The sequence below is a fragment of the Candidatus Poriferisocius sp. genome (genome assembly GCF_965208475.1).
Classification (GTDB): domain Bacteria; phylum Actinomycetota; class Acidimicrobiia; order Acidimicrobiales; family Bin134; genus Poriferisocius.
Genome location: NZ_OZ242338.1, coordinates 2,201,064 through 2,224,554, shown reverse-complemented (window position 1 = coordinate 2,224,554; position 23,491 = coordinate 2,201,064). Strand labels below are relative to the sequence as shown.

Here is a 23,491-nt window from a genome sequence, read left to right as displayed (position 1 = left end):
AGGACCACTGAGGCTAGCCCAGCGCGCTGACATCCGCTGTATCAGCTAGTGAGATTGAGATGCCGAGGAGTGTCTAGGGTGGGGCCATGTCAAGACTTGCAGGAAAGACGGCCATCGTTACCGGAGCGGCGCGGGGCACCGGAGCGGTCATCGCCCAGATGTTCCGGGATGAAGGAGCAGTGGTGGTGGCCACCGACATTGCCGACGGGGAGGGAATCGTCAAGCTAGACGTGACCAGCGAGGCCCACTGGGACGAGGTGGTGAGCGGCATGGACCAATTGGACGTGCTGGTCAACAATGCCGCCATCTTGCACTTGGGGGCCATCGAACGCACCCCGGCCGATGTCTACCGCCAGGTGCTGGAGGTGAACCTGGTCGGGCCGTTCCTGGGCCTGCGGTCGGTGGTCGGGCCGATGCGGGCTGCCGGGGGCGGCTCGATCGTCAATATCAGCTCTATTGACGGACTCATCGGCATGAACGGGATTTCCGCCTACGGCGCCAGCAAGTTCGGCCTAGGGGGGCTGATGCGCTGCGCCGCCCTGGAGTTGGGCCGGTCCGGCATTCGGGTCAACAACGTGTGTCCTGCCGGCGGCAACCCGGCCATGTACGCCCAGTGGTTCGACCAGATGATGTCGTTTATGGATCAGACCGCGGCCTACTCGGACAATCGGGGCATCCCCGGCGAGGTCCCCCTAGAGTGCATTGCCGCCGCCGCCCTGTTTCTGGCTTCCGACGAAGCGTCCCACATCACCGGTGTCGATTTGCCGGTGGACGGGGGAGCGGCCGCCGGTGTGGTCATCGAGGGCATCAACAGTCTGGAGTGACCATGAACTTGCGAGTGGTGGGGAGTATCCTTCCCGGCAGCCGCGCTACCGCCGGTCCCCGAGGAGGAACGCATGGCTCTTGCCACTCGCACCGATGAGGAAATTCTCGGTCGCTCAGACGTCAACGACATCGACACCATCATCGACATATCCCGTACCAACAGCGATGTGACCTCGGTGATCCACGCTGTTCAGGACAACAGCGATGCCCTGTTCACCTGGGACTACGCCAAGGGAGCGCGGCCCCAACTGGAGCGCCTCTACGAGAAGGCCAAGACGTCGCAGTGGAATGCCCAGACCGATTTGGACTGGTCGATCGAGGTTGATCCCTACGAGGTGTTCAGCGTGTTCACCGAATCTGACTTCAGCCCCGAGTTCGAGAACGACCGCAGCCTGCCCACCGACAGCTGGGGCGATGCGGAGTGGCGGGAGTTCTCTTTTGAGTCGCTCAAGTGGAGGATGAGCCAGTTCCTCCACGGCGAGCAGGGTGCTCTGTTGTGTACGGCCAAGATCGTCGAGACCGTGCCTTGGATCGACGCCAAGTACTACGCCGCCACCCAGGTGGTGGACGAGGCCCGCCATGTGGAGGTGTTCGGCAAGTACATCGACACCAAGCTGGGCGACTCCTATCCCATCAACGTACACCTCAAGATGCTGCTCGACGACATCATCAACGACAGCCGCTGGGACATGACCTACCTGGGCATGCAGATCATGGTGGAGGGTTTGGCCCTGGCCGCGTTCGGCTTCATGCGCCAGCTCACTCCTGAGCCCCTGCTCAAAGAGCTCCTCCGCTATGTGATGGCCGACGAGGCCCGCCATGTGGCCTTCGGGGTGCTCAGCCTCCAGGAGTTCTACCGCGAGCTGACCGCGGCCGAACTGCGAGAGCGCCAGGAATTCGCCTTCGAGGCTGCGGTGCGGATGCGCGATCGGTTCGTGTCCCAAGAGGTGTGGGAGCGCATGGGCGTGCCGGTTAGGCCCATGGTGGAGAACTTCCTGTCGCTTCCCGCCGAACAGAAGCCGTTCCAGAACATCCTGTTCTCCAAGATCGTGCCCAACTGCAAGAAGCTGGGCCTGCTGGATGCAGGCGACGGCTGGCTCCGCCGTCGATTCGAGGATATCCACGTCATCGAGTACGAAGACTGGGCCGACACCGGCGAGGAATATGAGGACTTCCAAATCGAAGAGGAGGTCGCCGCGGTCTGAGTTGTCGCGGCGATGGCTACCTATCGCATCTTCTGGGGTTGCCGAATCGGGGCAGGCGGTAGCGGTTCGCCGCGATCATTCGGTATGTCCAGCCGGCCAATGGGTTTATCGGCCCCAGGGTGAGCAGCCGGCCCACCGCGGGCCACGGCCTGCTCATAGCCCGCAAGGCGCCTGCAATGCTGCGGTGCTCGTCGGAGCGGGTGCCATCGGGGTCAATCCACCATGCTGAACGGGCCACGTCCTCGTCGGTGAGGCCGATGGTGCCTAAGTCGACCTGCTGAGAGGGGACCACCAGGTAGTCGTCGCTGATGCGGCGCTCGACCCAGCGGGCGATCGAGGTGCAGAACCCGCAGTCGCCGTCGTAGATCAGCGTGCCCGCGGGCAGGGGGCGAGAAAGAGGGTGGGGTTCCGCTGTTGCGTCCGTTGGTGGCGACGAGGACGGGTGGGGCTCAGCTGTTGCGTCCGGCATTGGGCTTTCGCCCATGGTTGGCCTTCTTGCGCCGCGCTCGGGCTTTGCGTTTTTGGGTGCGCTTCGACATTGGAACCTCCGCGTCTGCTGAAAGACTACCGGCTGCCGCTAGCCTCAACGACCCGTGGAGCGCTTCGGATTCGTCGGGCTGCCCAACTCCGGCAAGTCCTCTCTCTACAACGCCTTGATCGGTTCGGACGTGCTGGCCGCGCCGTATGCGTTCGCCACCACCTCCTCCAACGTCGGCGTGGCCAAGGTTGTTGATCCCCGACTGGCCGCCATTGCCGAGCTCAGCGGTTCTCGCACGGTGACGCCGGCCAGCGTGCAGTTCACCGATATAGGGGGTCTGGTGGAGGGGGCCAGCCGGGGCGAGGGGCTGGGCAATCGCTTCTTGGCCGGCATCCGCGAGGTGGACGCGGTGGTGTTCGTCCTCCGGTCATTCGTCGATCCCGATGTGCCCGGCCCCACCGATCCGCTGGAACACCTGCGGGTGCTGGAGATCGAGCTGACCCTGGCCGACTTGGAGTCGGTGGAGAACCGGTTGGCCAAACGGCGCAAGTCCGCGGTCCAAGACCGTTCGCTGGCCGGGGAGGTGGCCGCTCTGGAAGCCGCCAACCACGTTTTGGGCGAGGGCATTCCGCTCTACCGCGGCGACTTGGCGGCCGAGCATCGGGCTGACCTCCGGGAGAGCTCCCTTTTGACCAACCGCCCGGTGCTGGCGGTGGTCAACATCGGCGAAGACCAGCTCGAGGACGCCGACGCGGTGATCCAACCGGTGGCTGATGAACTGGACGGCCGGGCCGGGGTTATGGCGGTGTGTGTGCAGCTCGAGGCCGAGGCGGCCCAACTCTCCGCTGAAGAGCGGGGCGAGATGCTCGATGGGCTGGGGTTGGGGGAGGGGGCGCTGGGCCGGTTCACCCATGCCGCCTACGACCTTTTGGGTCTGCGGACCTTTTTCACCACCGGCGACAAGGAGACCCGGGCCTGGACCTTCCGCGTGGGTGCCACCGCCCCCGAGGCCGCGGGGCGGATCCACACCGACTTCCAACGGGGCTTCATCCGAGCCGAGGTGATCGGCTGGCAGGAGCTGCTTGATGCTGGCGGCTGGACCAAGGCCAAAGAACAGGGCCTCATGCGCACCGAGGGCCGCGACTACCCGGTGGCCGACGGCGATGTGATGGAGATTCGCTTCAACGTCTGAGAATTGCGCGATTCCCCCTTGAACATGGCCCGCCGGAGTTGGAAAATCAACATATGGCGTGGCTCGTCTGCGACGACCGGGTGCTGGCCACTGTGGAGATCGCCACTGGTTGGCGCGAGCGGGCCCTAGGGCTGTTGGGCCGCGACGAGTTCGACAACGCGCTGCTGCTGCGGCCGGCATTCTCGGTCCACACCTTGGGAATGCGCTTTCCCATCGACGTGGCCCACCTCGACCGCGATCTAGTCGTGTTGAAGATGGCCACGATGGGTCGCCATCGGATCGGCATTCCGGTTTGGCGGGCTCGAGCGGTACTGGAGGCCGAAGCCGGATCGTTCACCCGGTGGGGCCTAATGCCGGGAGACCGCCTGGAAGTGAGGCAGACTGCTGGGGAGAGGGGATAGACGAGCTCCTGCGTCTGGGGAGGAAGCATGGCTGGAAGGCTGGTTTTGGTCGCCACCCCGATTGGGAATCTGGGCGACCTGTCTCCGCGAGCTGTCGAGGCGCTGGCTGGCGCCGATGTGGTGGCCTGCGAAGACACTCGCCGCACCGGGAAATTGCTGGCCTATGCCGGGGTGAGCGCTCCTCGCCTTCTGGTGGTGAACGAGCGCACCGAGGCCGCCGGCGCGGTTGAGATCGCCAGATTGGCGGTCGACGGCAAAACCGTGGTGTTGGTCAGCGATGCCGGCACCCCGTCGGTGTCCGATCCGGGGGCCAGAGTGGTCAAAGCGGTGCTTGACGAAGGCGGCGAGGTGGAGGCCGTGCCCGGGCCTTCGGCGGCGCTGGCCGCGTTGGTGGTGAGCGGTCTTCCCACTGGGCGCTTCTGCTTCGAGGGATTCCTGCCTCGCAAGGGCCGCCACCGGGCCGACCGCATCGCCGTGCTCGCCCGGGAATCCCGCACCATGGTGCTGTTCGAAGCCCCCCACCGTCTCGCTCGCACACTGGAAGACCTGGCCGCGGCGCTGGGCGGCGACCGGGCGGTGGCCATTGTGCGGGAGCAGACCAAGCTGCACGAGGAGGTCTGGCGGGGCACTCTGGACGATGCCGCAGTCCGGGCCAATAGTGCTGAACCCAGAGGCGAGCATGTGTTGGTGCTGGCCGGTTGCGGTGACCAGACGCCGCCCTCTGAGTCGCAGATCAGAGCGGCCCTAGACGAGAGGCTGGCCGACGGCCTGTCCCGCCGGGATGCGGCCGCCGCGGTGGCCGCCGACCTCGGCGTGTCCCGACGGGTGGTGTACCAGATCAGCCTGGCAGACTGACCCCGCTGGCGTTTCCCAACCCCAAGAGGAGTCCCATGAGCGATGTCAAACCCATTCCCGACGGCTACCCCCGCGTCATCCCCTATCTGTGCGTGGACGGCGCGGCAGCGGCCATCGACTTCATGGTCGAGGTGTTCGACGCCACCGAGCGCATGAGGATGGCAATGCCCGACGGGAAGGTCGGCCACGCCGAGGTGGCCATCGGCGACGGGCTCATCATGGTGTCGGACGAATATCCCGAGATGGATGTGGTGGGCCCCCAGGCTTTCGGCGGCACCGCGGTCACCATCAGCGTGTACGTGGAAGACGTGGATGCCACTTACGCCAAGGCAGTGGCTGCCGGCGCCATTGCGGAGCGCCCGGTGGAGACTCATTTCTACGGCGACCGCAGCGGGATGTTCGTCGATCCGTTCGGCCACCGCTGGAACGTGTCCTCCCATGTTGAAGAAGTGCCCCCCGACGAGATGGCCCGGCGCTCGGCCGAGATGTTCGGGGAGGGCGCCCAGCGCGAGGAGGCAGCCCAATCGGGGTGAGTCGGCCTTGGGCAGTAGTGTGACCCGGTGTCGCGCTATTACCTGACGACCCCGATCTTCTACGTCAACGACGCTCCCCACATCGGCCACGCCTATACCGTGCTCAACGGCGACGCCGTCACCCGCTGGCACCGGCTGTTGGGCGATGACGTCTTCTATCTGACCGGCACCGACGAGCACGGCCTCAAAGTGCAGCGGGCCGCAGAGGCCAACGGCCTGTCTGCCTTGGAGCAGGCCGACCGCACCAGCCGCCGCTTCCGGGAGGCGTGGGCGCAGCTCGGGGTGGCCAACGACGAGTTCATCCGCACCACCGAGCCCCGCCACCATCGCTCGGTTCAGACCCTCATGCAGCGGGCCTACGACAACGGCCACATCTACTCATCGGTCTACGACGGCTGGTACTCGGTGTCCGATGAGGCCTATGTGTCTGTGGACGAGGTGTCCGAGGAGGACATCGAGTCGGGCCGGGTGGAGCGGATGACCGAGGAGAACTACTTCTTCCGGCTATCCGCATTCGAAGACCGGCTGCTGGAATGGTTCGAGGCGACCCCCGACAACATCACCCCCGAGGGCTACCGCAACGAGGCCCTGGGCATCATCCGGGGCGGCCTGCGGGACATCTCCATCACCCGCACCTCCATCGACTGGGGCATCCCGGTGCCCTGGGCCGAGGGCCACGTGTTCTACGTGTGGTATGACGCCCTCACCAACTACGCCACTGCGGCGGGCTACGGGCACGACGAGGAGCGGTTCGCCACATGGTGGCCGTCGGTTCGCCACCTCATCGGCAAGGACATAATCCGCTTTCACTGCGTCTATTGGCCGGCCATGCTACTAGCCGCCGGAGTTGAGGATCTGCCCCGCTACCACGTTCACGGCTGGCTGCTGGTGGGTGGGGCGAAGATGTCGAAGTCGGCGTTCAACCAGATCGCCCCGGCTGATCTGATCGAAGACTTCGGGGTGGACGGCTTCCGCTACTCCCTGTTGCGCGACACGCCGTTCGGCCCCGACAGCGAGGTTAGCCACGAGGCCCTCCAGCACCGCTACAACACCGATCTGGCCAACAACTTCGGCAACCTGTTGCAGCGGGCCTCCACGCTGGTCCACCGCAAATGCGGCGGGACCGGCCCCGCACCCGACCCCGACCACCCCTTGGCCGACGTTGCTGCTGAGGTTTACGCCGATGCCGCCGCGGCCTGGGACCGATTCCAACCCTCGGTGGCGCTGGAGGCCACCTGGCGGCTCATCCGCGAAACCAACGAATACCTCCAGGCCACCGAGCCGTGGAAGATGGAAGCCGGCCCCCTGGTCGACACGGTGCTGGGCAACGCCCTCGAGGCCCTCCGCATCGTGTGCCTATTGGCCAGTCCGGCCATTCCCTCCTCGTGTGAGGCAGCCTGGGCCCGTTTGGGCCTAAGCGGCACCCCCCTCGAACAACGACTGCCCGCCGCGGCTGTTTGGGGGCAGTATCCCGGCGGGCTGCCAGTGGCTGAGGGCGATCCCTTGTTTCCTCGCCTCAAAGGCTGAAGGTGCGCTGGATCGACAACCACTGCCACCTGGAGTTGGAAACCCTCGAGGCCACGGTCGCCCAGGCATCCAATGCCGGGGTGGAGCGCATGATCGACGTGGGTACCGATGCGGCCACATCGGTCGCCGCGGTGTCCAAGGCCGCGGCCTGCGACCAGGTGTGGGCCACGGTTGGAGTTCACCCCCACGAAGCCCGTCACGGGATCGACGGGATTGAGGATCTGCTGGGATCCGACCGGGTGGTGGCGGTGGGGGAGTGCGGGCTCGACTACCACTACAACCACTCGCCGCCCGAAGACCAGCAGGTGGTGTTCGCCGCCCAGATCGAGATGGCCCACCGGCACCGGATGCCGATGGTGATCCACACCCGGGAGGCATGGGACGACACCTTCGCCATCCTCGACGAGTGCGGGGTGCCCGAGCGCACCGTGTTCCACTGCTTCACCGGAGGTGGGGTCGAAGCTCGGGCCGCGTTGGACCGGGGGGCGTACTTGTCGTTCAGCGGCATCGTGAGCTTCCCCTCAGCCGGCGACGTGCGGACCGCAGCCGAGCTGTGCCCGCTCAACCGACTGCTGGTGGAAACCGACTCTCCTTACCTGGCACCGGTGCCCCGGCGGGGCAAGCCCAACGCTCCGGCCAACCTCCCCCTGGTGGGCGAAGCCCTGGCGCGGGCCCGCAGCGCAGCCATAGGACAGGTCGCCGAGCACACCTGGGACAACGCATCGATGTTCTACCGGCTCGGCTAATGACCTGGCCGCTATCCCCAGCCTGAACCGCCGACCATCCACGATTAGGATGCAGGCCCACTCACATGGACGACGAGCATCAGAAGATCCAGCAGTCGAAGCCGCAGCCAGATCCTGATCTGGCATCGGATGAACGTGGCCTGGAATCTAGTGGCCTCGATCTAGAGTCGAATGCGCCGGATGTGCTTTACCGCCAACGGGCCTATGAGCAACGCGGTCGTGTCGCTCCCATCGACGGCGTGCTGCGTATCAGCTTGCCGCATGAGTGGCTGCTGCTGGTGGTGCTCGCGGCCGCGGTGATCGCGGTGCTGGTCTGGAGCGTCGTTGGCCGTTTGGAGTCGGGCGTCAGCGGGCCGTGTGCCTTGCAGGCGAGCGGTGCCCGGCACCTCGTCGCGGCCCCGGTGGCGGGCGTTGTCGTCGAGGTGCTGGCCGAGCCGGCCGACGAGGTGGCCGCTGGCGATCCGTTGGCTCGGCTCGCGGCCCCCGAGTTGAGTTTGGCGGCCGAGTTGGCCGCGGCTCGGGCGGCTGCATTGGAGGCGCAGCATCCCGGCGCTCCCGAGACCGTCGCTGCCGCCGCCGAAGCCGAAGCCCTCGCCGACATGGATACGGCGGGCACCTTGGTCCTCAGTCCCGCCTCCGGCCTGCTGTCGACATCCCGACTGCTCGCCGGCGTGTCCGTGGAGGCCGGAGAAGTGGTGGCCGAGGTGCAGCAGGCCGATGCAGGACCGCCGACGGTCGTGGTGAACTTGGGCCGCGAATCGTCACGCGTCCGCGCCGGCATGAAGACCAGTGTCGCCTTGACAATCGCCGGCGCCCCCGACGCGGTGATCGCCGATGCCTTAGTGGTCGCCGTGGGCGCCTCGCAGCAGGCGTTCGCCCCGCTTAATGGTTCTGCCGCCGCCGATGGCACCGTGTCGGCTGTGGCCCCTTACGAGGCCTCTGGGGCGGCGACCCTTAGCGTGGCCACCGCGGCGGCAGAATTCGCCTCCGCCCCTCCCCCTGAGTTCGCTGCCGCCACTGCACTGTCCCGTTCAGCCTACGAATGCTCGGCCCGCATCGTTACCGGCTCGTACCGGCCGATCGACCGGCTCGTCGGGCGCAGTTGAAGTAGGACCGATGGCGCGCACCGTCTTCGTACCTCGACGCGTTCGTTCCACGCCGGTCATGCCCCAGATGCATGCGACCGAGTGCGGCGCGGCCTGCTTGGGAATCGTTCTCGCCCATTATGGGCGCAGCGTCCCCATAGAGCATCTGCGGACGACGTGCCGGGTCACCCGCGACGGATCGAGCGCAGCCGACATCGTGGCCGCCGGTCGCGCCTACGGGTTGAAACTCACGGGATGGAGCATGGACACAGACGGCTTGGCGAACCTCGACGCTCCGGCCATCCTGTTCTGGGAGTTCAATCACTTCGTCGTGCTCGAGGGCGTTCGCCGTGGCCGGTACTACCTGAACGATCCCGCTAACGGCCGTCACAGCGTGAGCCCCGAGACCGTCGACCGGGCGTTCACGGGCATCGTCCTCAAGGCCGAGCCGGAAGGCGACTTCCCGGCCAGCGGACGGCCCCCGGGGCTGGTGCGCAAGCTGTGGCCATGGCTCGCCCCCGCCAGAGGCGCGCTGGTGTTCTCGGTGCTCGTCGGGCTGCTGGCCACTGTCCCGGTTGCCGCGCTGCCGATCCTGCTGGGCCTATTCGTGGACAGCGTGCTGGGTGGTGCCGCGCCCGGCTGGGGCACACCTCTGAGCTGGGCTCTGGTTGCGGCCGGCGCGCTGATGTATCTGCTGGTGTGGCTCCAGCAGTACATGTTTCGCAAGATGGCCGTTCGGCTGGCGGTGAGCGGGGCGGAGGGCTTCTTGGGCCGACTGTTCCGCTTGCCTCCGCAGTACTTCGATCATCGCTTCGCCGGGGATCTCACCTCGCGGGTGCATCTGGTGGACGCCGTCGCCGTCGGTGCCGCCACCGGGGCGGCGTGGATCGCCATCGAACTGGTCTCAAGCCTCGTGCTCGTCGCGGTGATGTTCGCATTCGATCCGGTGCTCGCCGCGCTCGTCAGCGCGGTCGCGCTGACGAACGTGGCGCTCACCTGGGCGCTCAGCCGGCTGCGAACCGACACCGAGAGGCAGCTCCGCCACGAGCAGGCGACCATGGCGGGCATCGAGGCGGCTGGGCTGCGCGACATGGAGATGATCCGGGCGACGGCATCGGAGGACGACTTCTTCGTGCGCTGGAGCGGTCAGCAGGCGCGCGAGCTGGCGGCTCGCCAGCGGTTCGCCGAGCTGGGCTACGTCATCGGCGCGATGCCGAGGCTGTTCTCGATGGCCGGCGCGATCGTAGTGCTGGGCATCGGCGGATGGCAGGTGGCGACCGGCGAGCTCAGCGCCGGGTCGCTCATCGCCTTCTACACCTTGGCCGCGGCGTTCATGGCGCCGATCGCGCGCTTTGTGCTGTTCGCCGACGCCTTCATGATGCTCGACGCCGACCTCCAGCGCGTGCAAGACGTGCTCGACGCGCCCGAGGATCCCCTGGCGCCCGGCGCCGAGTCCGAGCCCTCGAACGGCCGCAGCCGCCCGGTAGCCACGTTTGCCGGCCGGCTGCGCCTCGCCGGCGGGGTCGAGCTGCGAGAGGTCACCTTCGGCTTCGACCCGCAACGCTCCCCGCTGATCGAGAAGCTGAGCCTCACCATCGAACCCGGCCAGCGGGTGGCTCTCGTCGGTCCCACCGGCTCGGGCAAGTCCACGCTGCTGCGCCTGATCGGCGGGCAGTTCGAGCCCGACAGTGGCGAGATTCTCTTCGACGGAGCGCCCCGCCGCGCCATCCCCCGCGAGGTGCTTGCCGCCTCGGTGGCGTCGGTAGATCAGCAGATTCACCTCTTTGCCGCGTCGGTGCGCGACAACCTCTCGATGTGGAACACGGCCGTCGCCGACGACCAGCTCATTGCGGCCGCCCGCGACGCGCGCATCTACGACGTGATCATGGAACGTGTCGGAGGCTTCGACGCGATGGTGGCCGAGGGGGGGAAGAACTTCAGCGGCGGGCAGCGCCAACGGCTTGAGATCGCCCGGGCGCTGGCGCTCAACCCCTCGGTGCTGCTGGCTGACGAGGCCACCAGCACGCTCGACGTGGTTGTCGAACACCAGATCGATGATGCGCTGCGGCGACGGGGAATGACCTGCATCATCGCCGCCCACCGGCTCGCCACGATCCGCGACTGCGATGAGATCGTGGTTCTCGACCGGGGTCGCCCCATCCAGCGGGGAACCCATGGCGAACTGGTCGCCGACCGCGAGGGCCTCTATTTCTCATTGGTTGCCGGGCAATGACACGCGGCTGCGCGACGATCGCCGACGGCTTGGCCTCTCGCACAACAAGCAGCGCACCGGGTGCAGCACCATGAGCAACCCACCGTCACAGGGGCTCGCCGCCTTTGCCGCCCGCGTGGGAGCGCCGACCGCCTCGGCGGCCAATACCCCGATCCGGCTCGACGGCGAGGCAGCGGCCTGGTTCGTGGAACAGGGAGCGCTCGACGTCTTCTGCTACGAGCAAGAAGGCGGAGACATCGCGGCGGCTGCCAAGCATCTGCTGCGCGCCGAGGAGGGTCGGCTGGTGTTCGGCGCTCCGCCGCTCGACGGCCCGGTCATGCTCGTGGCCAAAGGGCTGGCCGACACCCGGTTGTTGCGGATCGAAGCGGCCCGTCTGCATGAACTGGCCAATGGCGCTGGTGCCGCGGAGTCCGGGATCAGCACGGGCGGCACAGTACGCGGGGAACTATCCGAGCTGGCCCGCCAAGCCGACCAGTGGATCACTGATTTTGCCGACGCCATCACCGCCGACTTCGAGTACCGCCCGCTCTCTACCGCGCTGATCGATACTCAAGACGCGGTCACCGTGACGCTGGACAGCGTGATCTCGGCGCGGCGACCCGATGTTATGTGGGCTTGCAGTCCTACCGCCGAAACGGGGTTCGATCTCGCCTATCTCGGCACCGAGACCCTTCCTGTTGACGACGAACACCGTCTGCGCGCGATGGCGCTCACCGCCGACAGCTGGGCCACCGTCATTGCGGGCGCGCACTCAGAGCGCTTCGCTAGCTCCGCACCCGAAGACGTCATCAGGCTGCACATCGCCACTTCGGTGCATCTGGCGGACGAAGGACGACTGCTCGGGTCGCTCGACGACTTTGCTCGGCTAGCGATGCGCGCCGAAGTGCTCAACCGGCGCCTGCGGTTGGCCGATGAGGTGAACGCGCAAACCGCCCGGGCTGCTCACCGGCGCATGGCTCGCGAGCGCGCCCGAACCATGCTGGATTCTGTCTCAGCGCCTCGGCGGCGGAGCGCTGTGACTCCCACGCCCGGGTCGGCTCTGATGGCGGCACTCGAACGGATCGGCCACCACAGCGGCATCGAATTCACTGAGCCCCGTCGCCCGGCGACGGCACCGCCGCTGACGCTGGAGGAGGTGGTCGAGGCATCAGGCCTGCGGGCCCGGCGCGTGCGCCTGGCCCCCGAAGACCGGTGGTGGAGCTCCGACAGCGGCGCGCTTTTGGGGTATCGACAAGACACCGGCGAATCCGTCGCCTTGCTGCCCGGCTTGCGTGGCTACCGGGCCGTCGGCGCCGATGGCCGAGCCCAGCGGGTGAGCGCCGATTCTGCGGGGCAATGGTCCGACACCGCCTGGGCCATCTACCCGAAGCTGCGCGACGACCGGCCTATCGCTGCGCGCGACCTGCTGCGTGTTGCACGCCGAGGCGCGGGCGTCGACCTGACCAGGTTCGCCGTGGCCGGACTGCTCACGGCCTTGTTGGCCCAAGCCCCCGCCATCGCGTTGGCCTCGCTGACCGATTGGGCGCTGCCGTTCGCTCGCGCCGATGCCGTCGCCGCGATTCTATTGACGTTGGGTGTGCTCGGCGTCGCCGGGACGGTGCTGGCGGTGTTCGGGGGCGCTATGACAATGCGCGTCGAGGCCCGCGTCGGCGCTCGCCTCAGCGCGGCGGCGTGGGATCGACTGCTGGCGCTTCCTCTGCCGTTCTTCCGCGACACGATCGCGGGCGAGCTGGCCGTGCGCATGGCGACCTTCCAGCATTTGCGCGACCTGGTGTCTGGTGCCGTCGCCAGCGTGGTGGCGTCGACAGTGTTCCTTCTGCCCACGTTGGGCGTGCTGTACCTCTACGACACCGTGCTCGCCACCACCGCAGTGGCGATGACGGCGCTAGCCTTGGCGGTAACGGTCGGGTTGGGGCTGGCGCAGATCCCTCATCAGCGCCGCTGGCATGCCGAGGTGCGCACGCTGTCGGGACGCCTGTTCCAGTTCATCGGAGGGATCGCCAAGATCCGTGCTTGCGGTGCGGAATCGGCGGTTTTTGCCTCGTGGGCCGAGGCGTACCGCAACAAGCAGCTTGCCGAAGTCCGCGGTTCGCGCATCAACGAGCATCTCGCGGCGTTCGGCGCCGCATTCCCCTTCGGGTTCGCGGCCTTGCTGTGCGCCGTGGCCATCAGCCGGGGTGACGGCATCTCCGCAGGCGACTTCGTGGTGGTGCTGACCGCGTCGTTCACCCTGTACGCCGCAGTGGCCGGTCTGGGCCGGGCGATCGACTCGCTAGCCGAGGCCTTCACCTCTTATGAGCAGATAGCCCCGGTGCTCGCCGCGGTGCCCGAGCGGGGCGACGCGACCCTTCTCCCTGTTCGCATCGAGGGCGACGTGGTCGTGGATCAAGTGAGCTTCCGCTACGCCCCCGATGCGCCGCTTGTGCTCGACAAGGTGACCGTGTCTGCTCGTCGCGGCGAGTTTGTGGCCATCGTGGGTGCGTCGGGTTCGGGCAAGAGCACGCTGGTGCGACTGTTACTGGGCCTCGAAATGCCTGAGCTGGGCGCGGTGTACTTCGACGACCGCGACTTGCGCCATCTGGACGTGGGTTCGGTGCGCCGTCAGATCGGCGTCGTGCCCCAGGAGTGCGCGCTCCAACCGGGAAGCTTGGCGGAGAACATCATCGGCATGGCCGAGGATCTAACCCTCGACGACGCGTGGACGGCCGCCCGGTTGGCCGCGCTGGAAACCGACATAGCCGAGATGCCGATGCAGATGATGACCCAGGTGGGCGACCGGGCCAGCATCTTCTCGGGTGGCCAGGTCCAGCGCATCCGCATTGCGGCCGCACTGGTGCGCAATCCGCGCATCCTGATCTTCGACGAGGCAACAAGCTGGCTCGATGCCCCTAGCCAAGCAAAGGTGATGGGCGGCATCGAGAGGCTGGACATCACCCGCATTGTGATCGCGCACCGCCTGTCGACGATCCGGCAAGCGGGGCGGATATATGTGCTTGACTCAGGTCAGGTGGCTCAAGTCGGCGGCTTCGACGAGCTGCTGGCCGCTCCTGGACCGTTCCGAGAGCTGGTGCAGCGCCAACTGCTGTAAGACTCTCCGGTGTGGCCCAACCACGGCGTTTGCTGCCGCGGCTAAACTCGCTCTAACATTTTCATAGCGACATGGAGGTACGACATGAGCAAGACGAAGAAGCCTGAATCTGGACCTGTCAACGACGCGGGGGCTCCCGAGCGCGAGCTGAGCGACGACGAACTAGAAGCGGTCCGGGGAGGCAAGGGAGGGGGAAGTGGGTCCACGGTGGGTCCTACCCATGACTCCAGCTTTGTTGAAAGCGGTAGCCCTGCTATCACCGGAAACTATGTAACCCCTTCCGGTCCAAGTGGTGGCTCATCGTCTTCTTCCCCGCGAGGCTGAAGAAGTACAAGCAGCAGAACATAGATTCCGCAAGGCTTCCTATCCCCAATAACCGGCGATTCTGAGGTCGCCCGGTTTGCTTGCAGCACGACTTCGGATGTGTGTCCCATCTGCGGGCGATGCCGATAGGGATGCCGGCTATTCCTGACCGGGTGTGGATTGGCGGGGCGGGCGGAGCAATAGCCGATCAGTCGGTGCTGTGACCCCTAGCCGAAGCGATCTGCGGAATCTGCTGGCCCGCCACGACATTGTTCCCAGTCGGGCTCTGGGGCAGAACTTTGTCTTCGACCAGAACACCATCGGGGCCATGGTCCGGGCCGCGGAGCTGTTTCGGGGATGCTCGGTGGTGGAGATCGGACCGGGTTTGGGGTCGCTCACTGTGGCGTTGGCCGCCGAGGCAGAACGGGTGCTGGCTGTTGAGGCCGACCGCCACCTGCTAGCGCCGTTGCGGGAGGTTGTGAGTGCACCGAACGTGGAGATAGTCCACGCCGATGCCACAACCCGAGAGTGGCGAGCCAAACTCGGCGCCGCCGACCAGCGGTGGGCGCTGGTGGCCAACCTGCCCTACAACATCGCCATCCCGCTGCTGTTGGACCTGCTCGATACTGAGCCCCGCATCGAGACCTTCACCTTCATGGTCCAACAGGAGGTGGCCGAGCGGCTGACCGCCTCGGTGGGCACCAAGGCCTACGGGATTCCCACCCTCAAGGTGGCCTACTGGTGCGAGGCCCGGATCGTCCGCCCGGTTCCCCCCACCGTGTTCCACCCCCGGCCCCGAGTGTCATCGGCGGTGGTGCGGATGGAACGCCGGCCTGAACCAGCCGTCGAAGTCGACCCCGACCGCCTGTTCTTCCTCATCCGCACCGCCTTCGGCCAGCGCCGCAAGATGCTGCGCCGCTCCCTCGCCGCCCACCTCACCCCCGACTGCTTCGACAAGGCCAACATTCCCGCCACCGCCCGCCCCGAACAGCTCACCCTGGCCGACTGGTCCAAGCTGGCCGCCGTAGCCTCGCGGTGATGGTTGCCCTCACAGCGCCGGCCAAGCTCACGCTGTCTTTGCGAATTGCCGGGGTGCGCGACGACGGATACCACCTGATTGATGCGGAGATGGTGTCGCTGGATCTGGCCGACGCCCTGGAGGTAGAGCCGGGGCGCGGAGTGGTTGTGATCGGCAGAAACGACATCGATCCGGGCGACAACCTCATCACTGGGGCGCTGGCCCTGGCTGGGGTGAATGCCCGTGTAACGGTGACCAAGCGGATTCCGCCGGGAGCTGGATTGGGAGGAGGGTCGGCCGACGCTGCTGCCATTCTCCGCTGGGCGGGCTACGCCGATGTCCGAGGAGCAGCTCAACTGGGCGCCGATGTCCCCTTCTGCCTGGTGGGCGGGCGGGCCCGGGTGCAGGGGATAGGCGAATTGGTGCAGCCCCTGGAGCACATTCCCCGAACCCTTACCCTGCTCATTCCCCCATTCGGCTGCTCCACCCCGGCGGTGTACCGCCGCTGGGATGAGATGGGCGGACCAAAGGGAGCGAACGGCAACGACTTGGAACCGGCCGCTCTAGAGGTCGAACCCCGCCTTGGCGACTATCGCCGGGCTCTGGAGCAGGCCACCGGGCAGGTGGCGCGGCTGGCGGGCAGCGGCTCGACCTGGTTTGTGGAGGGTGCCTACCCCGGCGAAGGCCGCATCGTGGTTGGCACCGTTCCGGCTCAGCCCCAACCGAGCTGAAATGAGGGGAGCTACTTCCCGCGGGCTCGCCGCTGAAAGCGAGTGCGCTTCAGCATCTTCTTGTGCTTCTTCTTGCGCATCCGCTTGCGGCGCTTTTTGATCAACGATCCCATGGTGCGAACACGCTAGCCCGACGAGCGCCCCCAGCAATAACCCGAAGGCTCACTCAGTGGCAATGGAGTAGCCTGAAAATGGTGCCTGACAGCTACGCAGCAGGGGCCCAGTGGCGAGTAGTTCAAGTGGCAGAACGCCTGGCTTTGGACCAGGAGGTTGCAGGTTCGAGTCCTGCCTCGCCAGCCGATGGCTTGAACCACCACACAGCCCCGTCAGCCGCGCTAGAAAGAGTGGGTGTTGTCGATGGGCGTTCGCACTGCGGGTTTGTCCGCTGATCCGACAAGGGCGTGATGTCTGATTCACTGCCCTTGTCCGCGGTGGTCTTGGCTGCGGGCCGGGGCGCTCGCATGCGGTCGGGGCGGCCCAAGCCCCTCCACGACCTGTGCGGCCGGGCCATGCTCCTGCATGTGCTCGACGCCCTGGCCGAGTTGAATCCCCGCCAGGTCGCCGTGGTGGTGGGCTTCGGCGCCGAGGAAGTGGCCAAGCACGTCACTCAGGAGGCTTTCGACTTGCCCATCGACTTCGTGGAGCAGCCCGTGCAGCGGGGCACCGCTGATGCTGCCTCCTTGGGCCTGTCCGCTTTGGACAGCGATGTCGACGACGAAGACGTGCTGGTGGTCTCAGCCGACATGCCCCTCATCCAGGGCCAGACACTGCGGGGGCTGATTGCCCGGCATCGAGCCTCTGGGGCGGCCGCCACCGCGGCCACCGCGGCGGAGGAGGCCGCGGAAATCTGCTGCTTTCGCCGCAGCCTGCTGTCTCCGGCGTTGCGCCGGTTGGCGGCCAGCGACTCCGGCCTTGAGTACAGCCTGTCCGACGCGGTGTCCGTGCTCACCTCGGCTGGCCACGAAGCGGGGTCGTTTGCCATCGACGGGGTGGAGGCCAAGGGGGTGGACGACCGGGAGCAGCTGGCCTTCGCCGAGGCGGAGATGCGCCAGCGGATCAACCGGAACTGGATGGTCGCCGGCGTGCGCATCATGGCGCCGCACAGCGCCTACATCGACGTGAGCGTGAAGCTGGCCCCCGATGTGGTTATCCACCCCGGTGTGGTGCTGAGAGGTCAGACTGTGATCGGCGAAGGTGCGATCATCGGCCCCCACACCCACTTGATCGATTGCGTGGTCGGTCCCCGAGCGGTGGTGGAGGCGGTCTCGGCCACCGATGCCGAGATCGGCGCCGATGCCAATGTCGGGGCCTACATCACACTCGAGCCCGGCGCCCAGATTCCGTCCGATTCGACAGAAGGAAACTGAGACCATGGAACTGGTTACCAAAAAGAAGCTGGCCATAATCTCGGGTCGGGCCAACCACGAGTTGGCCGCTGAGATCGCCGAGGCGCTCGGCGAGGAGTTGGTGGAGCCCAACATCGCCGACTTCGCCAACGGGGAGATTCACTGCCGGTTCGAGGAGTCGGTGAGGGGCACCGACGTCTTCATCGTCCAAAGCCACACCGCCCACGGCGACGCCTCCATCAACGACGCGGTAATGGAGCATCTCATCATGGTGGACGCTGCCCGGCGAGCCTCGGCCAAGCGGATCACCGCGGTGTGCCCCTTTTATGGATATGGCCGCCAGGATCGCAAAGCCGCGGGCCGCGAGCCCATCACCGCCAAGCTGATGGCCAACTCCTTCCGCACCGCCGGGGCCAATCGGATGCTGAGCGTCGATCTCCACTCCGGGCAGATCCAGGGATTCTTCGACGGCCCCTGGGACCACTTGACCGCCATGCCGGTGCTGGTCGACTATCTCAAGGACATCGACGGCGACCTGGTGATCGTGTCGCCCGACGCCGGTCGGGTGAAGGTGGCCGAGCGCTACACCAACGAACTGGACGCCGACCTGGCCATCGTCCACAAGCGCCGGGCCATGGACGTCAAGCACGCGGTGGAGGTCATAGAGGTGGTGGGCGACGTGGAAGGCCGCACCTGCGTGCTCATCGACGACATGATCGACACCGGCGGCACCATCGTGGCCGCGGCCGACGCGCTGGCGGCCCGGGGCGCGGCCACCATCTATGCCGCCACTACCCACGGTGTGTTCTCCGGCCCGGCCATCGACCGGCTCAAGAACTCGGTGATCTCCACGGTGGTCATCACCAACACCCTGCCTCTGTCGCCCAGCAAGCAGATCGACAAGATCGAGGTGCTGTCGGTGGCCAGAATCATCGCCGACGCCATCGACGCCGTGTTCGAGGACACCTCCGTCTCCGAGATCTTCGGCGGCAAGAACCTCTCGTAGCTCTTAGCCCTAGTCGTTTCCACCCGGCGGCGGGTAAGATTCCAGACTGCGCTATGGCTGAGCTGATCTTGAATACCGACACCCAGCGCGAGCTGGGCACCCGTCCGTCCCGCCGCCTGCGGCGCGAGGGGCGGATACCCGGCGTGGTGTACGGGATGGGCGGGGATTCGGTTCCCGTCGCGGTGGACGCACGCGAGCTGCGGTCGGCCCTGACCTCCGACGCCGGCCTCAACGCCCTGCTCACCTTGGATGTGGACGGCGACCGCCAACTGGGCCTGGTCAAGGACTTGCAACACCACCCGGTGCGCAACGAGGTCATCCATGTGGACTTCATCCGGGTGGACGCCGATGTGGCCGTGGAGGTTGAGGTGCGGCTGGCGCTGGTGGGCGAGGCCACCTTGGTCAACAATGAAGACGGTGTAGTAGACCAAGCGGCGTTCAGCGTCAGGGTGCTGGCCAAGCCCGAGGCCATTCCCAACGAGCTGTCGATCGACATCAGCGAGATGACGATGGGCGACACGCTGAGAACCGGCGACATCGAGCTCCCCGACGGGGTCCAACTGGCCGGCGATCCCGAAGAACTGGTGGCCAGCACCTCGATGGCGGTTATCGAAGAGGCTGTGGTCGAGGAAGAGGTCGAAGTCGAGCTGGATGAAGACGGTCAGCCGATTGTCTCCGAAGAGGGCGAAGCTGCCGGCGAAGACGCCGACTCCGAAGACTCCGCAGACTGAGTCTGCGGCGCCTGCCGCCGTGCATCCCCGCTGGCGAACCCGCAAGAACCACACCAACACCCCCGCCGACCTTGTGGTGGTGGGGATGGGCAACCCCGGCGATCAGTACGCCGGAAGTCGTCACAACGTGGGCGCCGAGGTGGTGCAGTTCTTGGCCGATGGCCAGGGCGAGCAGTTGCGCAAGAGCCGGGAGGCCGCATTGGTTGCCGAGATTCGGGTGGGCGGCCGTCGGGTGGTGCTGGCCTTCCCCCAGACCTACATGAACAGATCCGGTGAGGCCGCTCGGTCGCTCGTGCGCCGCTGGAGTATGGCCGATCGCCTGGACCGCTTCGTGGTGGTCCACGACGAGTTGGACCTGCCCCCCGGGCGGATCAAAGTGAAGCACGGCGGAGGGCTGGCCGGGCACAACGGTCTGTCGTCCATCAAAGCCCACCTGCGCACCGCCGATTTCACCCGCATCCGCATCGGCGTGGGCAAGCCCCCGAGCGCTCAAGCAGGCGCCGACTATGTGCTCAAGCGGCCAGGGCGGGCTGATCGCCAAGTGCTGGACGATGCGGTGGAGAGGGCAGCCGAAGCCGCGCTGGCCCTGCTCGACCATCCTGTCGATGTGGTAATGAACAGATTCAACTGATGGTGTGCGAGCCCGCCGATGATGAGCAGATGCCACTGATTGCCCGCAGGCTCGGCTGATGGTCGCGACCGCGGTATCTGCTGCTGCCTCGGGGCTGGCCGGTCTCGGTCGCGCGCTGGCGTCGGAGCCTGCGGTGGTGGGTGTGCTCGGTCGCCGCGACGCCTCGCTGGCGGTGGCTGAATCGGGCCAGGCTGCGGTGCTGGCCGCCATCGCCGAGCTGAACGGGCGCCGCCCGGTAGTGGTGGCCACCCCAACCACCGCGGACGCCGAGCGCTTGGCCGGCGATCTGTCGGCGATGCTCGACGGTGCCGCTGCGCTGTTCCCGGCGTGGGAGACCCTGCCATTCGAGCGGGTCAGCCCCGGTGTGGAGACGATGGGGCGCCGCTGCCAAGCCGTCTGGCAGCTCGGCGACCCGCGGGGTTGCCCTCCGGTGGTGGTGGCCCCGGTGCGGGCTTTGCTCCAGCGCTTGGTTCCAGATTCCGGCGACACCGCCCCGGTGACGGTGGCACAGGGTGACCGCATCGACCTGGGTGAGCTGGCCGCCGAGCTGGCTGCTCGGGGCTATCGCCGCGACGTGCAGGTGGAGCATCGGGGCGTGTTCGCGGTGCGGGGCTCCATCGTGGACGTATTCCCGTCCACGGCCGACAGCCCGGTTCGCATCGACCTGTGGGGCGACGAAGTGGACCGGCTCACCGAGTTCTCAGTGGCCGACCAGCGTTCCACCGGCCCGGTGGGCGAGGTTGTCGTCTTTCCCGCCCGGGAGGTACGGCCCACCCCCGCCGTTCGGGCGGCCGCGGAGCGGCTGATCGCCTCTCGCCCCTGGGGTCGGGAGCAGTGGGAGCGGCTGGTAGAGGGCCAGTTCTTCGATGGGATGGAGTCGTGGCTGCCGTGGCTGGCCGGCGACGACCAGATCGTCACCGACCGTCTCGGCGCCGACGCCTTGGTGGTGCTCCTGGAGCCGGGCCGGCTGCGGGACCGGGCGGCCGACATCGCCGCTGAAGAGGCCGACCTAGCCGGTGTGCTGGCCCAGACCTGGGGGGCGGCCGGCGAGGAGTTCCCCCGTCTGCACGTCGAATACGACCGGCTGTTGGCGGCCTGCCCGTCGCCGGTGTGGACCATGACCGCGGTGCCCGCCGGGCCATCGATGCCGTCGGTAGCCGTTGGGGGATGGGCCTCGGCCATCGGCGATCCGGCCGCCCCGGTACGCCAGGCATCCCGGCTGCTGGCCGAGGGGTACCAGTTGCGGGTGGCGGCCGACGGGGTCGGATCGGCTAGCCGAGCCGCCGCGCTGCTGCGCGAGCACGGGGTGGACCTTCCGGTAATGGTTGGGGCCGCTGGGGAGGGATCGCCAGGCTTCGGAGGCGCAGCCCGCGGCGCGAGCGGCGTGGTGGTGGCCCCCATTCAGCGGGGTTTCGTGCTGCCCGAGTGCCGCCTCGCCGTGTTGGGCGAGGCCGATCTGACCGGCCGCCGCCGGGCCCACCGGCGCAGCCGCCCCCGCCAGTCGGCGGCCCGGGAGCTGGACGACCTGGCCGCGGGCGACCACGTCGTCCACCGCCACCACGGCGTGGGCCGCTACTGCGGCATGGTCACCCGGGCCATCGGCGGGGTCAGCCGCGACTACCTGCTGGTGGAGTACCGGGGCGGCGACAAGCTGTATGTGCCCACCGACCAAGTGGACGCCGTGCGCCGCTACTCCGGGGGCGAGACCCCCAACCTGAGCAAGATGGGGGGCGCCGACTGGCAGCGGACCAAGAGCGGGGTGCGCTCCGCGGTCAGCGAGGTCGCCAAGGAGCTGGTGGTGCTCTATCAGCGCCGGATAACCACGCCTGGACGGGCCTTCTCCGGTGACACCCCGTGGCAGGCGGAGATGGAGTCGGCTTTCGGCTATCAGCTCACCCCCGATCAGCACAAGGCCATAGTCGAGGTCAAAGCCGACATGGAGCAGCCCGTGCCCATGGATCGCCTGATCTGCGGCGATGTGGGTTTCGGCAAAACGGAGGTGGCCATTCGGGCGGTGTTCAAGGCCGCCCAGGACGGTGCCCAGGCCGCGGTGCTGGTGCCCACCACCCTTTTGGCCCAGCAGCACTACCAGACGTTCAGCGAGCGGTTCGCCGGCTACCCCATTCGAGTGGAGGTGCTGAGCCGGTTTCTGTCTCCTCGCCAGGCCCGCCAGGTGGTGGCCGGGTTGGCCGACGGCTCGGTGGATGTGGTTATCGGCACCCACCGCCTGTTGTCGGGCGACATCTCCTTTAGAAATCTGGGACTGTTGGTGGTGGACGAGGAACAGCGCTTCGGCGTCACCCACAAGGAGGCCATCAAGTCGATCCGGGCGGATGTGGATGTGATCACCCTTACCGCGACGCCCATCCCCAGGACTCTGGAGATGAGCCTGACCGGCGTCCGCGACCTCACCCTGCTGCACACCCCCCCCGCCGACCGCCAGCCCATCTTGACCTACGTGGGCGCCTACGACGAGCGCCCGGTGGCCGAGGCCATCCGCCGGGAGCTCCTGCGGGAGGGCCAGGTGTTCTTCGTTCACAATCGGGTGGCCGACATCGACCATGTGGCCGCTGATCTGCGGGGGCTGGTGCCCGAGGCCCGCATTGCGGTGGCCCACGGGCAGATGGACGAAGGCACTCTGGAGCAGGTGGTGATCGATTTCTGGGAGCATGCCTACGACGTGCTGGTTTGCACCACCATTATCGAGTCGGGAATCGACATGCCCACCGTGAACACGCTGGTGGTGGACCGGGCCGATCTTCTGGGGCTGGGCCAGCTCCACCAGCTTCGGGGCCGGGTGGGCCGGGCTGGGGCCCGGGCCTATGCCTACTTGTTCGCCCCCGAGGGACGGGTGCTCACCGAGGAGGCCTATGAGCGGCTCAAGACCATCGGTGAGGCCACCGAGTTGGGCGCGGGGTTCAAGATCGCCATGCGCGACCTGGAGATTCGGGGCGCGGGCAACATGCTGGGCACCGGCCAGTCGGGCCACATCGCCGCGGTGGGCTACGACCTCTACTGCCAGCTGGTTACCGAGGCAGTGGCCGAGTTGAAGGGCGAGATCCCGCCCGAACCGGTGGAGATCAGCATCGACCTGCCGGTGGCGGCGGCCATTCCCGCCGACTACATGCCCAAAGAGGAGTTGCGGCTGGAGGCCTACCGGCGGCTGGCCGCGGCCCAGAGTCCCGACGAGGTAGAAGACGTGGCAGCCGAGTGGGTCGACCGCTACGGCCCTGTACCCGACATCGCCCAGACGCTGTTGGACGCGGCCCGACTGCGGTGTGAGTGCCTTCGCACCGGGGTCAGCGAGGTGACGGTGGCCAAGGGTCCCGGTTTCGGGGGTCCCAAGTGGGTGGCCCGGCTCAGCCCGGTGGAGCTTCGGGCCAGCCGACGGGTCCGCTTGGAGCGCCTCTACCCCAAAGCCACCTTTCAGGAGACCGCTGGGTTGCTGGTATTGCCCATAGAATCGGCTGCTGCCGCCGCGGGGGCCATCATCGCGGCCCTGCGCGACTTGGCGCCCGAGGAACAGCCCGCAAAAGCGGCGGCATCGTGACCGGGGA

General features: G+C 67.2%; 20 protein-coding genes and 1 tRNA gene. 19 read left to right on the top strand and 2 right to left on the bottom strand.

Annotated elements, in window-relative coordinates:
* Window positions 1–86 precede the first annotated feature (86 nt).
* The gene (locus ACOGXA_RS10435; protein ID WP_419923810.1) at window positions 87–824 is read left to right on the top strand and encodes an SDR family NAD(P)-dependent oxidoreductase; all 738 of its coding nucleotides are present in this window, start codon (window positions 87–89) and stop codon (window positions 822–824) included.
* Window positions 825–896: 72 nt separating this feature from the next.
* Window positions 897–2,030 carry a ferritin-like domain-containing protein gene (locus ACOGXA_RS10430; protein WP_419923809.1) on the top strand — a complete coding sequence of 378 codons (1,134 nt, stop codon included), beginning with the start codon at window positions 897–899 and terminating at the stop codon, window positions 2,028–2,030.
* Window positions 2,031–2,046: 16 nt separating this feature from the next.
* Here the strand turns inward: ACOGXA_RS10430 and ACOGXA_RS10425 are convergent, their stop codons facing one another.
* On the bottom strand, window positions 2,047–2,499 hold the full coding sequence (locus tag ACOGXA_RS10425; RefSeq protein ID WP_419923808.1) for a thiol-disulfide oxidoreductase DCC family protein: 453 nt from the start codon (window positions 2,497–2,499) through the stop codon (window positions 2,047–2,049).
* A gap of 124 nt (window positions 2,500–2,623) precedes the next feature.
* Here ACOGXA_RS10425 and ychF point away from each other — a divergent pair, with 124 nt between their 5' ends.
* The 11 genes from ychF (at window position 2,624) to ACOGXA_RS10370 (ending at window position 16,220) form a co-directional block, all read left to right on the top strand.
* Window positions 2,624–3,700 (top strand): redox-regulated ATPase YchF, encoded by a 1,077-nt coding sequence (gene ychF / locus ACOGXA_RS10420; protein WP_419923807.1) that lies wholly within the window; start codon window positions 2,624–2,626, stop codon window positions 3,698–3,700.
* Window positions 3,701–3,753: 53 nt separating this feature from the next.
* Complete coding sequence (locus tag ACOGXA_RS10415) at window positions 3,754–4,101, top strand: DUF192 domain-containing protein (protein ID WP_419923806.1); 348 nt, start codon at window positions 3,754–3,756, stop codon at window positions 4,099–4,101.
* 27 nt (window positions 4,102–4,128) lie between these two features.
* Window positions 4,129–4,956: a 16S rRNA (cytidine(1402)-2'-O)-methyltransferase gene (rsmI, locus tag ACOGXA_RS10410; RefSeq protein WP_419923805.1), complete on the top strand. Its 828-nt coding sequence runs from the start codon at window positions 4,129–4,131 to the stop codon at window positions 4,954–4,956.
* Between the two features lie 35 nt (window positions 4,957–4,991).
* The gene (locus ACOGXA_RS10405; protein ID WP_419923804.1) at window positions 4,992–5,489 is read left to right on the top strand and encodes a VOC family protein; all 498 of its coding nucleotides are present in this window, start codon (window positions 4,992–4,994) and stop codon (window positions 5,487–5,489) included.
* Window positions 5,490–5,516: 27 nt separating this feature from the next.
* A complete protein-coding gene (locus tag ACOGXA_RS10400; RefSeq protein WP_419923803.1) occupies window positions 5,517–7,016 on the top strand; it encodes a class I tRNA ligase family protein in 1,500 nt (499 codons plus the stop codon).
* Window positions 7,017–7,018: 2 nt separating this feature from the next.
* Window positions 7,019–7,762, top strand: a complete 744-nt coding sequence (locus ACOGXA_RS10395) for a TatD family hydrolase (protein ID WP_419923802.1) — start codon at window positions 7,019–7,021, stop codon at window positions 7,760–7,762.
* A 65-nt stretch (window positions 7,763–7,827) separates the two neighbouring features.
* Complete coding sequence (locus ACOGXA_RS10390; RefSeq protein WP_419923801.1) at window positions 7,828–8,868, top strand: hypothetical protein; 1,041 nt, start codon at window positions 7,828–7,830, stop codon at window positions 8,866–8,868.
* Between the two features lie 58 nt (window positions 8,869–8,926).
* Window positions 8,927–11,080: an ATP-binding cassette domain-containing protein gene (locus tag ACOGXA_RS10385; RefSeq protein WP_419923800.1), complete on the top strand. Its 2,154-nt coding sequence runs from the start codon at window positions 8,927–8,929 to the stop codon at window positions 11,078–11,080.
* A 70-nt stretch (window positions 11,081–11,150) separates the two neighbouring features.
* Window positions 11,151–14,168: an ATP-binding cassette domain-containing protein gene (locus tag ACOGXA_RS10380; RefSeq protein ID WP_419923799.1), complete on the top strand. Its 3,018-nt coding sequence runs from the start codon at window positions 11,151–11,153 to the stop codon at window positions 14,166–14,168.
* Between the two features lie 523 nt (window positions 14,169–14,691).
* Window positions 14,692–15,510 (top strand): 16S rRNA (adenine(1518)-N(6)/adenine(1519)-N(6))-dimethyltransferase RsmA, encoded by an 819-nt coding sequence (gene rsmA, locus ACOGXA_RS10375; RefSeq protein WP_419923798.1) that lies wholly within the window; start codon window positions 14,692–14,694, stop codon window positions 15,508–15,510.
* The gene (locus ACOGXA_RS10370; protein WP_419923797.1) at window positions 15,510–16,220 is read left to right on the top strand and encodes a 4-(cytidine 5'-diphospho)-2-C-methyl-D-erythritol kinase; all 711 of its coding nucleotides are present in this window, start codon (window positions 15,510–15,512) and stop codon (window positions 16,218–16,220) included. The genes rsmA and ACOGXA_RS10370 overlap by 1 nt, the downstream gene beginning before the upstream one ends.
* Before the next feature lie 11 nt (window positions 16,221–16,231).
* On the opposite strand, the gene ACOGXA_RS10365 is transcribed toward ACOGXA_RS10370, so the two are convergent.
* Window positions 16,232–16,333, bottom strand: a complete 102-nt coding sequence (locus ACOGXA_RS10365; RefSeq protein ID WP_419847603.1) for a 30S ribosomal protein bS22 — start codon at window positions 16,331–16,333, stop codon at window positions 16,232–16,234.
* 111 nt (window positions 16,334–16,444) lie between these two features.
* On the opposite strand from ACOGXA_RS10365, the gene ACOGXA_RS10360 reads away from it, so the two are divergent.
* The 6 genes from ACOGXA_RS10360 to mfd all read left to right on the top strand — a co-directional run bounded on the left by ACOGXA_RS10360 (window position 16,445) and on the right by mfd (window position 23,484).
* Window positions 16,445–16,517: transfer RNA gene (locus tag ACOGXA_RS10360), tRNA-Gln, on the top strand.
* A gap of 107 nt (window positions 16,518–16,624) precedes the next feature.
* Window positions 16,625–17,587, top strand: a complete 963-nt coding sequence (locus tag ACOGXA_RS10355) for an NTP transferase domain-containing protein (RefSeq protein WP_419923796.1) — start codon at window positions 16,625–16,627, stop codon at window positions 17,585–17,587.
* A 4-nt stretch (window positions 17,588–17,591) separates the two neighbouring features.
* A complete protein-coding gene (locus ACOGXA_RS10350; protein ID WP_419923795.1) occupies window positions 17,592–18,572 on the top strand; it encodes a ribose-phosphate diphosphokinase in 981 nt (326 codons plus the stop codon).
* Window positions 18,573–18,625: 53 nt separating this feature from the next.
* Entirely contained in the window at window positions 18,626–19,303 is a 678-nt protein-coding gene (locus tag ACOGXA_RS10345) for a 50S ribosomal protein L25 (RefSeq protein ID WP_419923794.1), read from the top strand.
* A 19-nt stretch (window positions 19,304–19,322) separates the two neighbouring features.
* Window positions 19,323–19,934: an aminoacyl-tRNA hydrolase gene (gene pth, locus ACOGXA_RS10340; protein WP_419923793.1), complete on the top strand. Its 612-nt coding sequence runs from the start codon at window positions 19,323–19,325 to the stop codon at window positions 19,932–19,934.
* A 58-nt stretch (window positions 19,935–19,992) separates the two neighbouring features.
* Window positions 19,993–23,484: a transcription-repair coupling factor gene (gene mfd / locus ACOGXA_RS10335; protein WP_419923792.1), complete on the top strand. Its 3,492-nt coding sequence runs from the start codon at window positions 19,993–19,995 to the stop codon at window positions 23,482–23,484.
* The last annotated feature ends 7 nt before the right edge of the window (window positions 23,485–23,491 follow it).

Excerpts from the sequence above, each read along its gene's own strand:
- ACOGXA_RS10435 (WP_419923810.1), top strand. The coding sequence starts at position 87 with ATGTCAAGACTTGCAGGAAAGACGGCCATCGTTACCGGAGCGGCGCGG.
- ACOGXA_RS10430 (WP_419923809.1), top strand. The coding sequence starts at position 897 with ATGGCTCTTGCCACTCGCACCGATGAGGAAATTCTCGGTCGCTCAGAC.
- ACOGXA_RS10425 (WP_419923808.1), bottom strand. The coding sequence starts at position 2,499 with ATGCCGGACGCAACAGCTGAGCCCCACCCGTCCTCGTCGCCACCAACG.
- ACOGXA_RS10415 (WP_419923806.1), top strand. The coding sequence starts at position 3,754 with ATGGCGTGGCTCGTCTGCGACGACCGGGTGCTGGCCACTGTGGAGATC.
- rsmI (WP_419923805.1), top strand. The coding sequence starts at position 4,129 with ATGGCTGGAAGGCTGGTTTTGGTCGCCACCCCGATTGGGAATCTGGGC.
- ACOGXA_RS10405 (WP_419923804.1), top strand. The coding sequence starts at position 4,992 with ATGAGCGATGTCAAACCCATTCCCGACGGCTACCCCCGCGTCATCCCC.
- ACOGXA_RS10390 (WP_419923801.1), top strand. The coding sequence starts at position 7,828 with ATGGACGACGAGCATCAGAAGATCCAGCAGTCGAAGCCGCAGCCAGAT.
- ACOGXA_RS10385 (WP_419923800.1), top strand. The coding sequence starts at position 8,927 with ATGCCCCAGATGCATGCGACCGAGTGCGGCGCGGCCTGCTTGGGAATC.
- ACOGXA_RS10380 (WP_419923799.1), top strand. The coding sequence starts at position 11,151 with ATGAGCAACCCACCGTCACAGGGGCTCGCCGCCTTTGCCGCCCGCGTG.
- ACOGXA_RS10370 (WP_419923797.1), top strand. The coding sequence starts at position 15,510 with ATGGTTGCCCTCACAGCGCCGGCCAAGCTCACGCTGTCTTTGCGAATT.
- ACOGXA_RS10365 (WP_419847603.1), bottom strand. The coding sequence starts at position 16,333 with ATGGGATCGTTGATCAAAAAGCGCCGCAAGCGGATGCGCAAGAAGAAG.
- ACOGXA_RS10355 (WP_419923796.1), top strand. The coding sequence starts at position 16,625 with ATGTCTGATTCACTGCCCTTGTCCGCGGTGGTCTTGGCTGCGGGCCGG.
- ACOGXA_RS10350 (WP_419923795.1), top strand. The coding sequence starts at position 17,592 with ATGGAACTGGTTACCAAAAAGAAGCTGGCCATAATCTCGGGTCGGGCC.
- ACOGXA_RS10345 (WP_419923794.1), top strand. The coding sequence starts at position 18,626 with ATGGCTGAGCTGATCTTGAATACCGACACCCAGCGCGAGCTGGGCACC.
- mfd (WP_419923792.1), top strand. The coding sequence starts at position 19,993 with ATGGTCGCGACCGCGGTATCTGCTGCTGCCTCGGGGCTGGCCGGTCTC.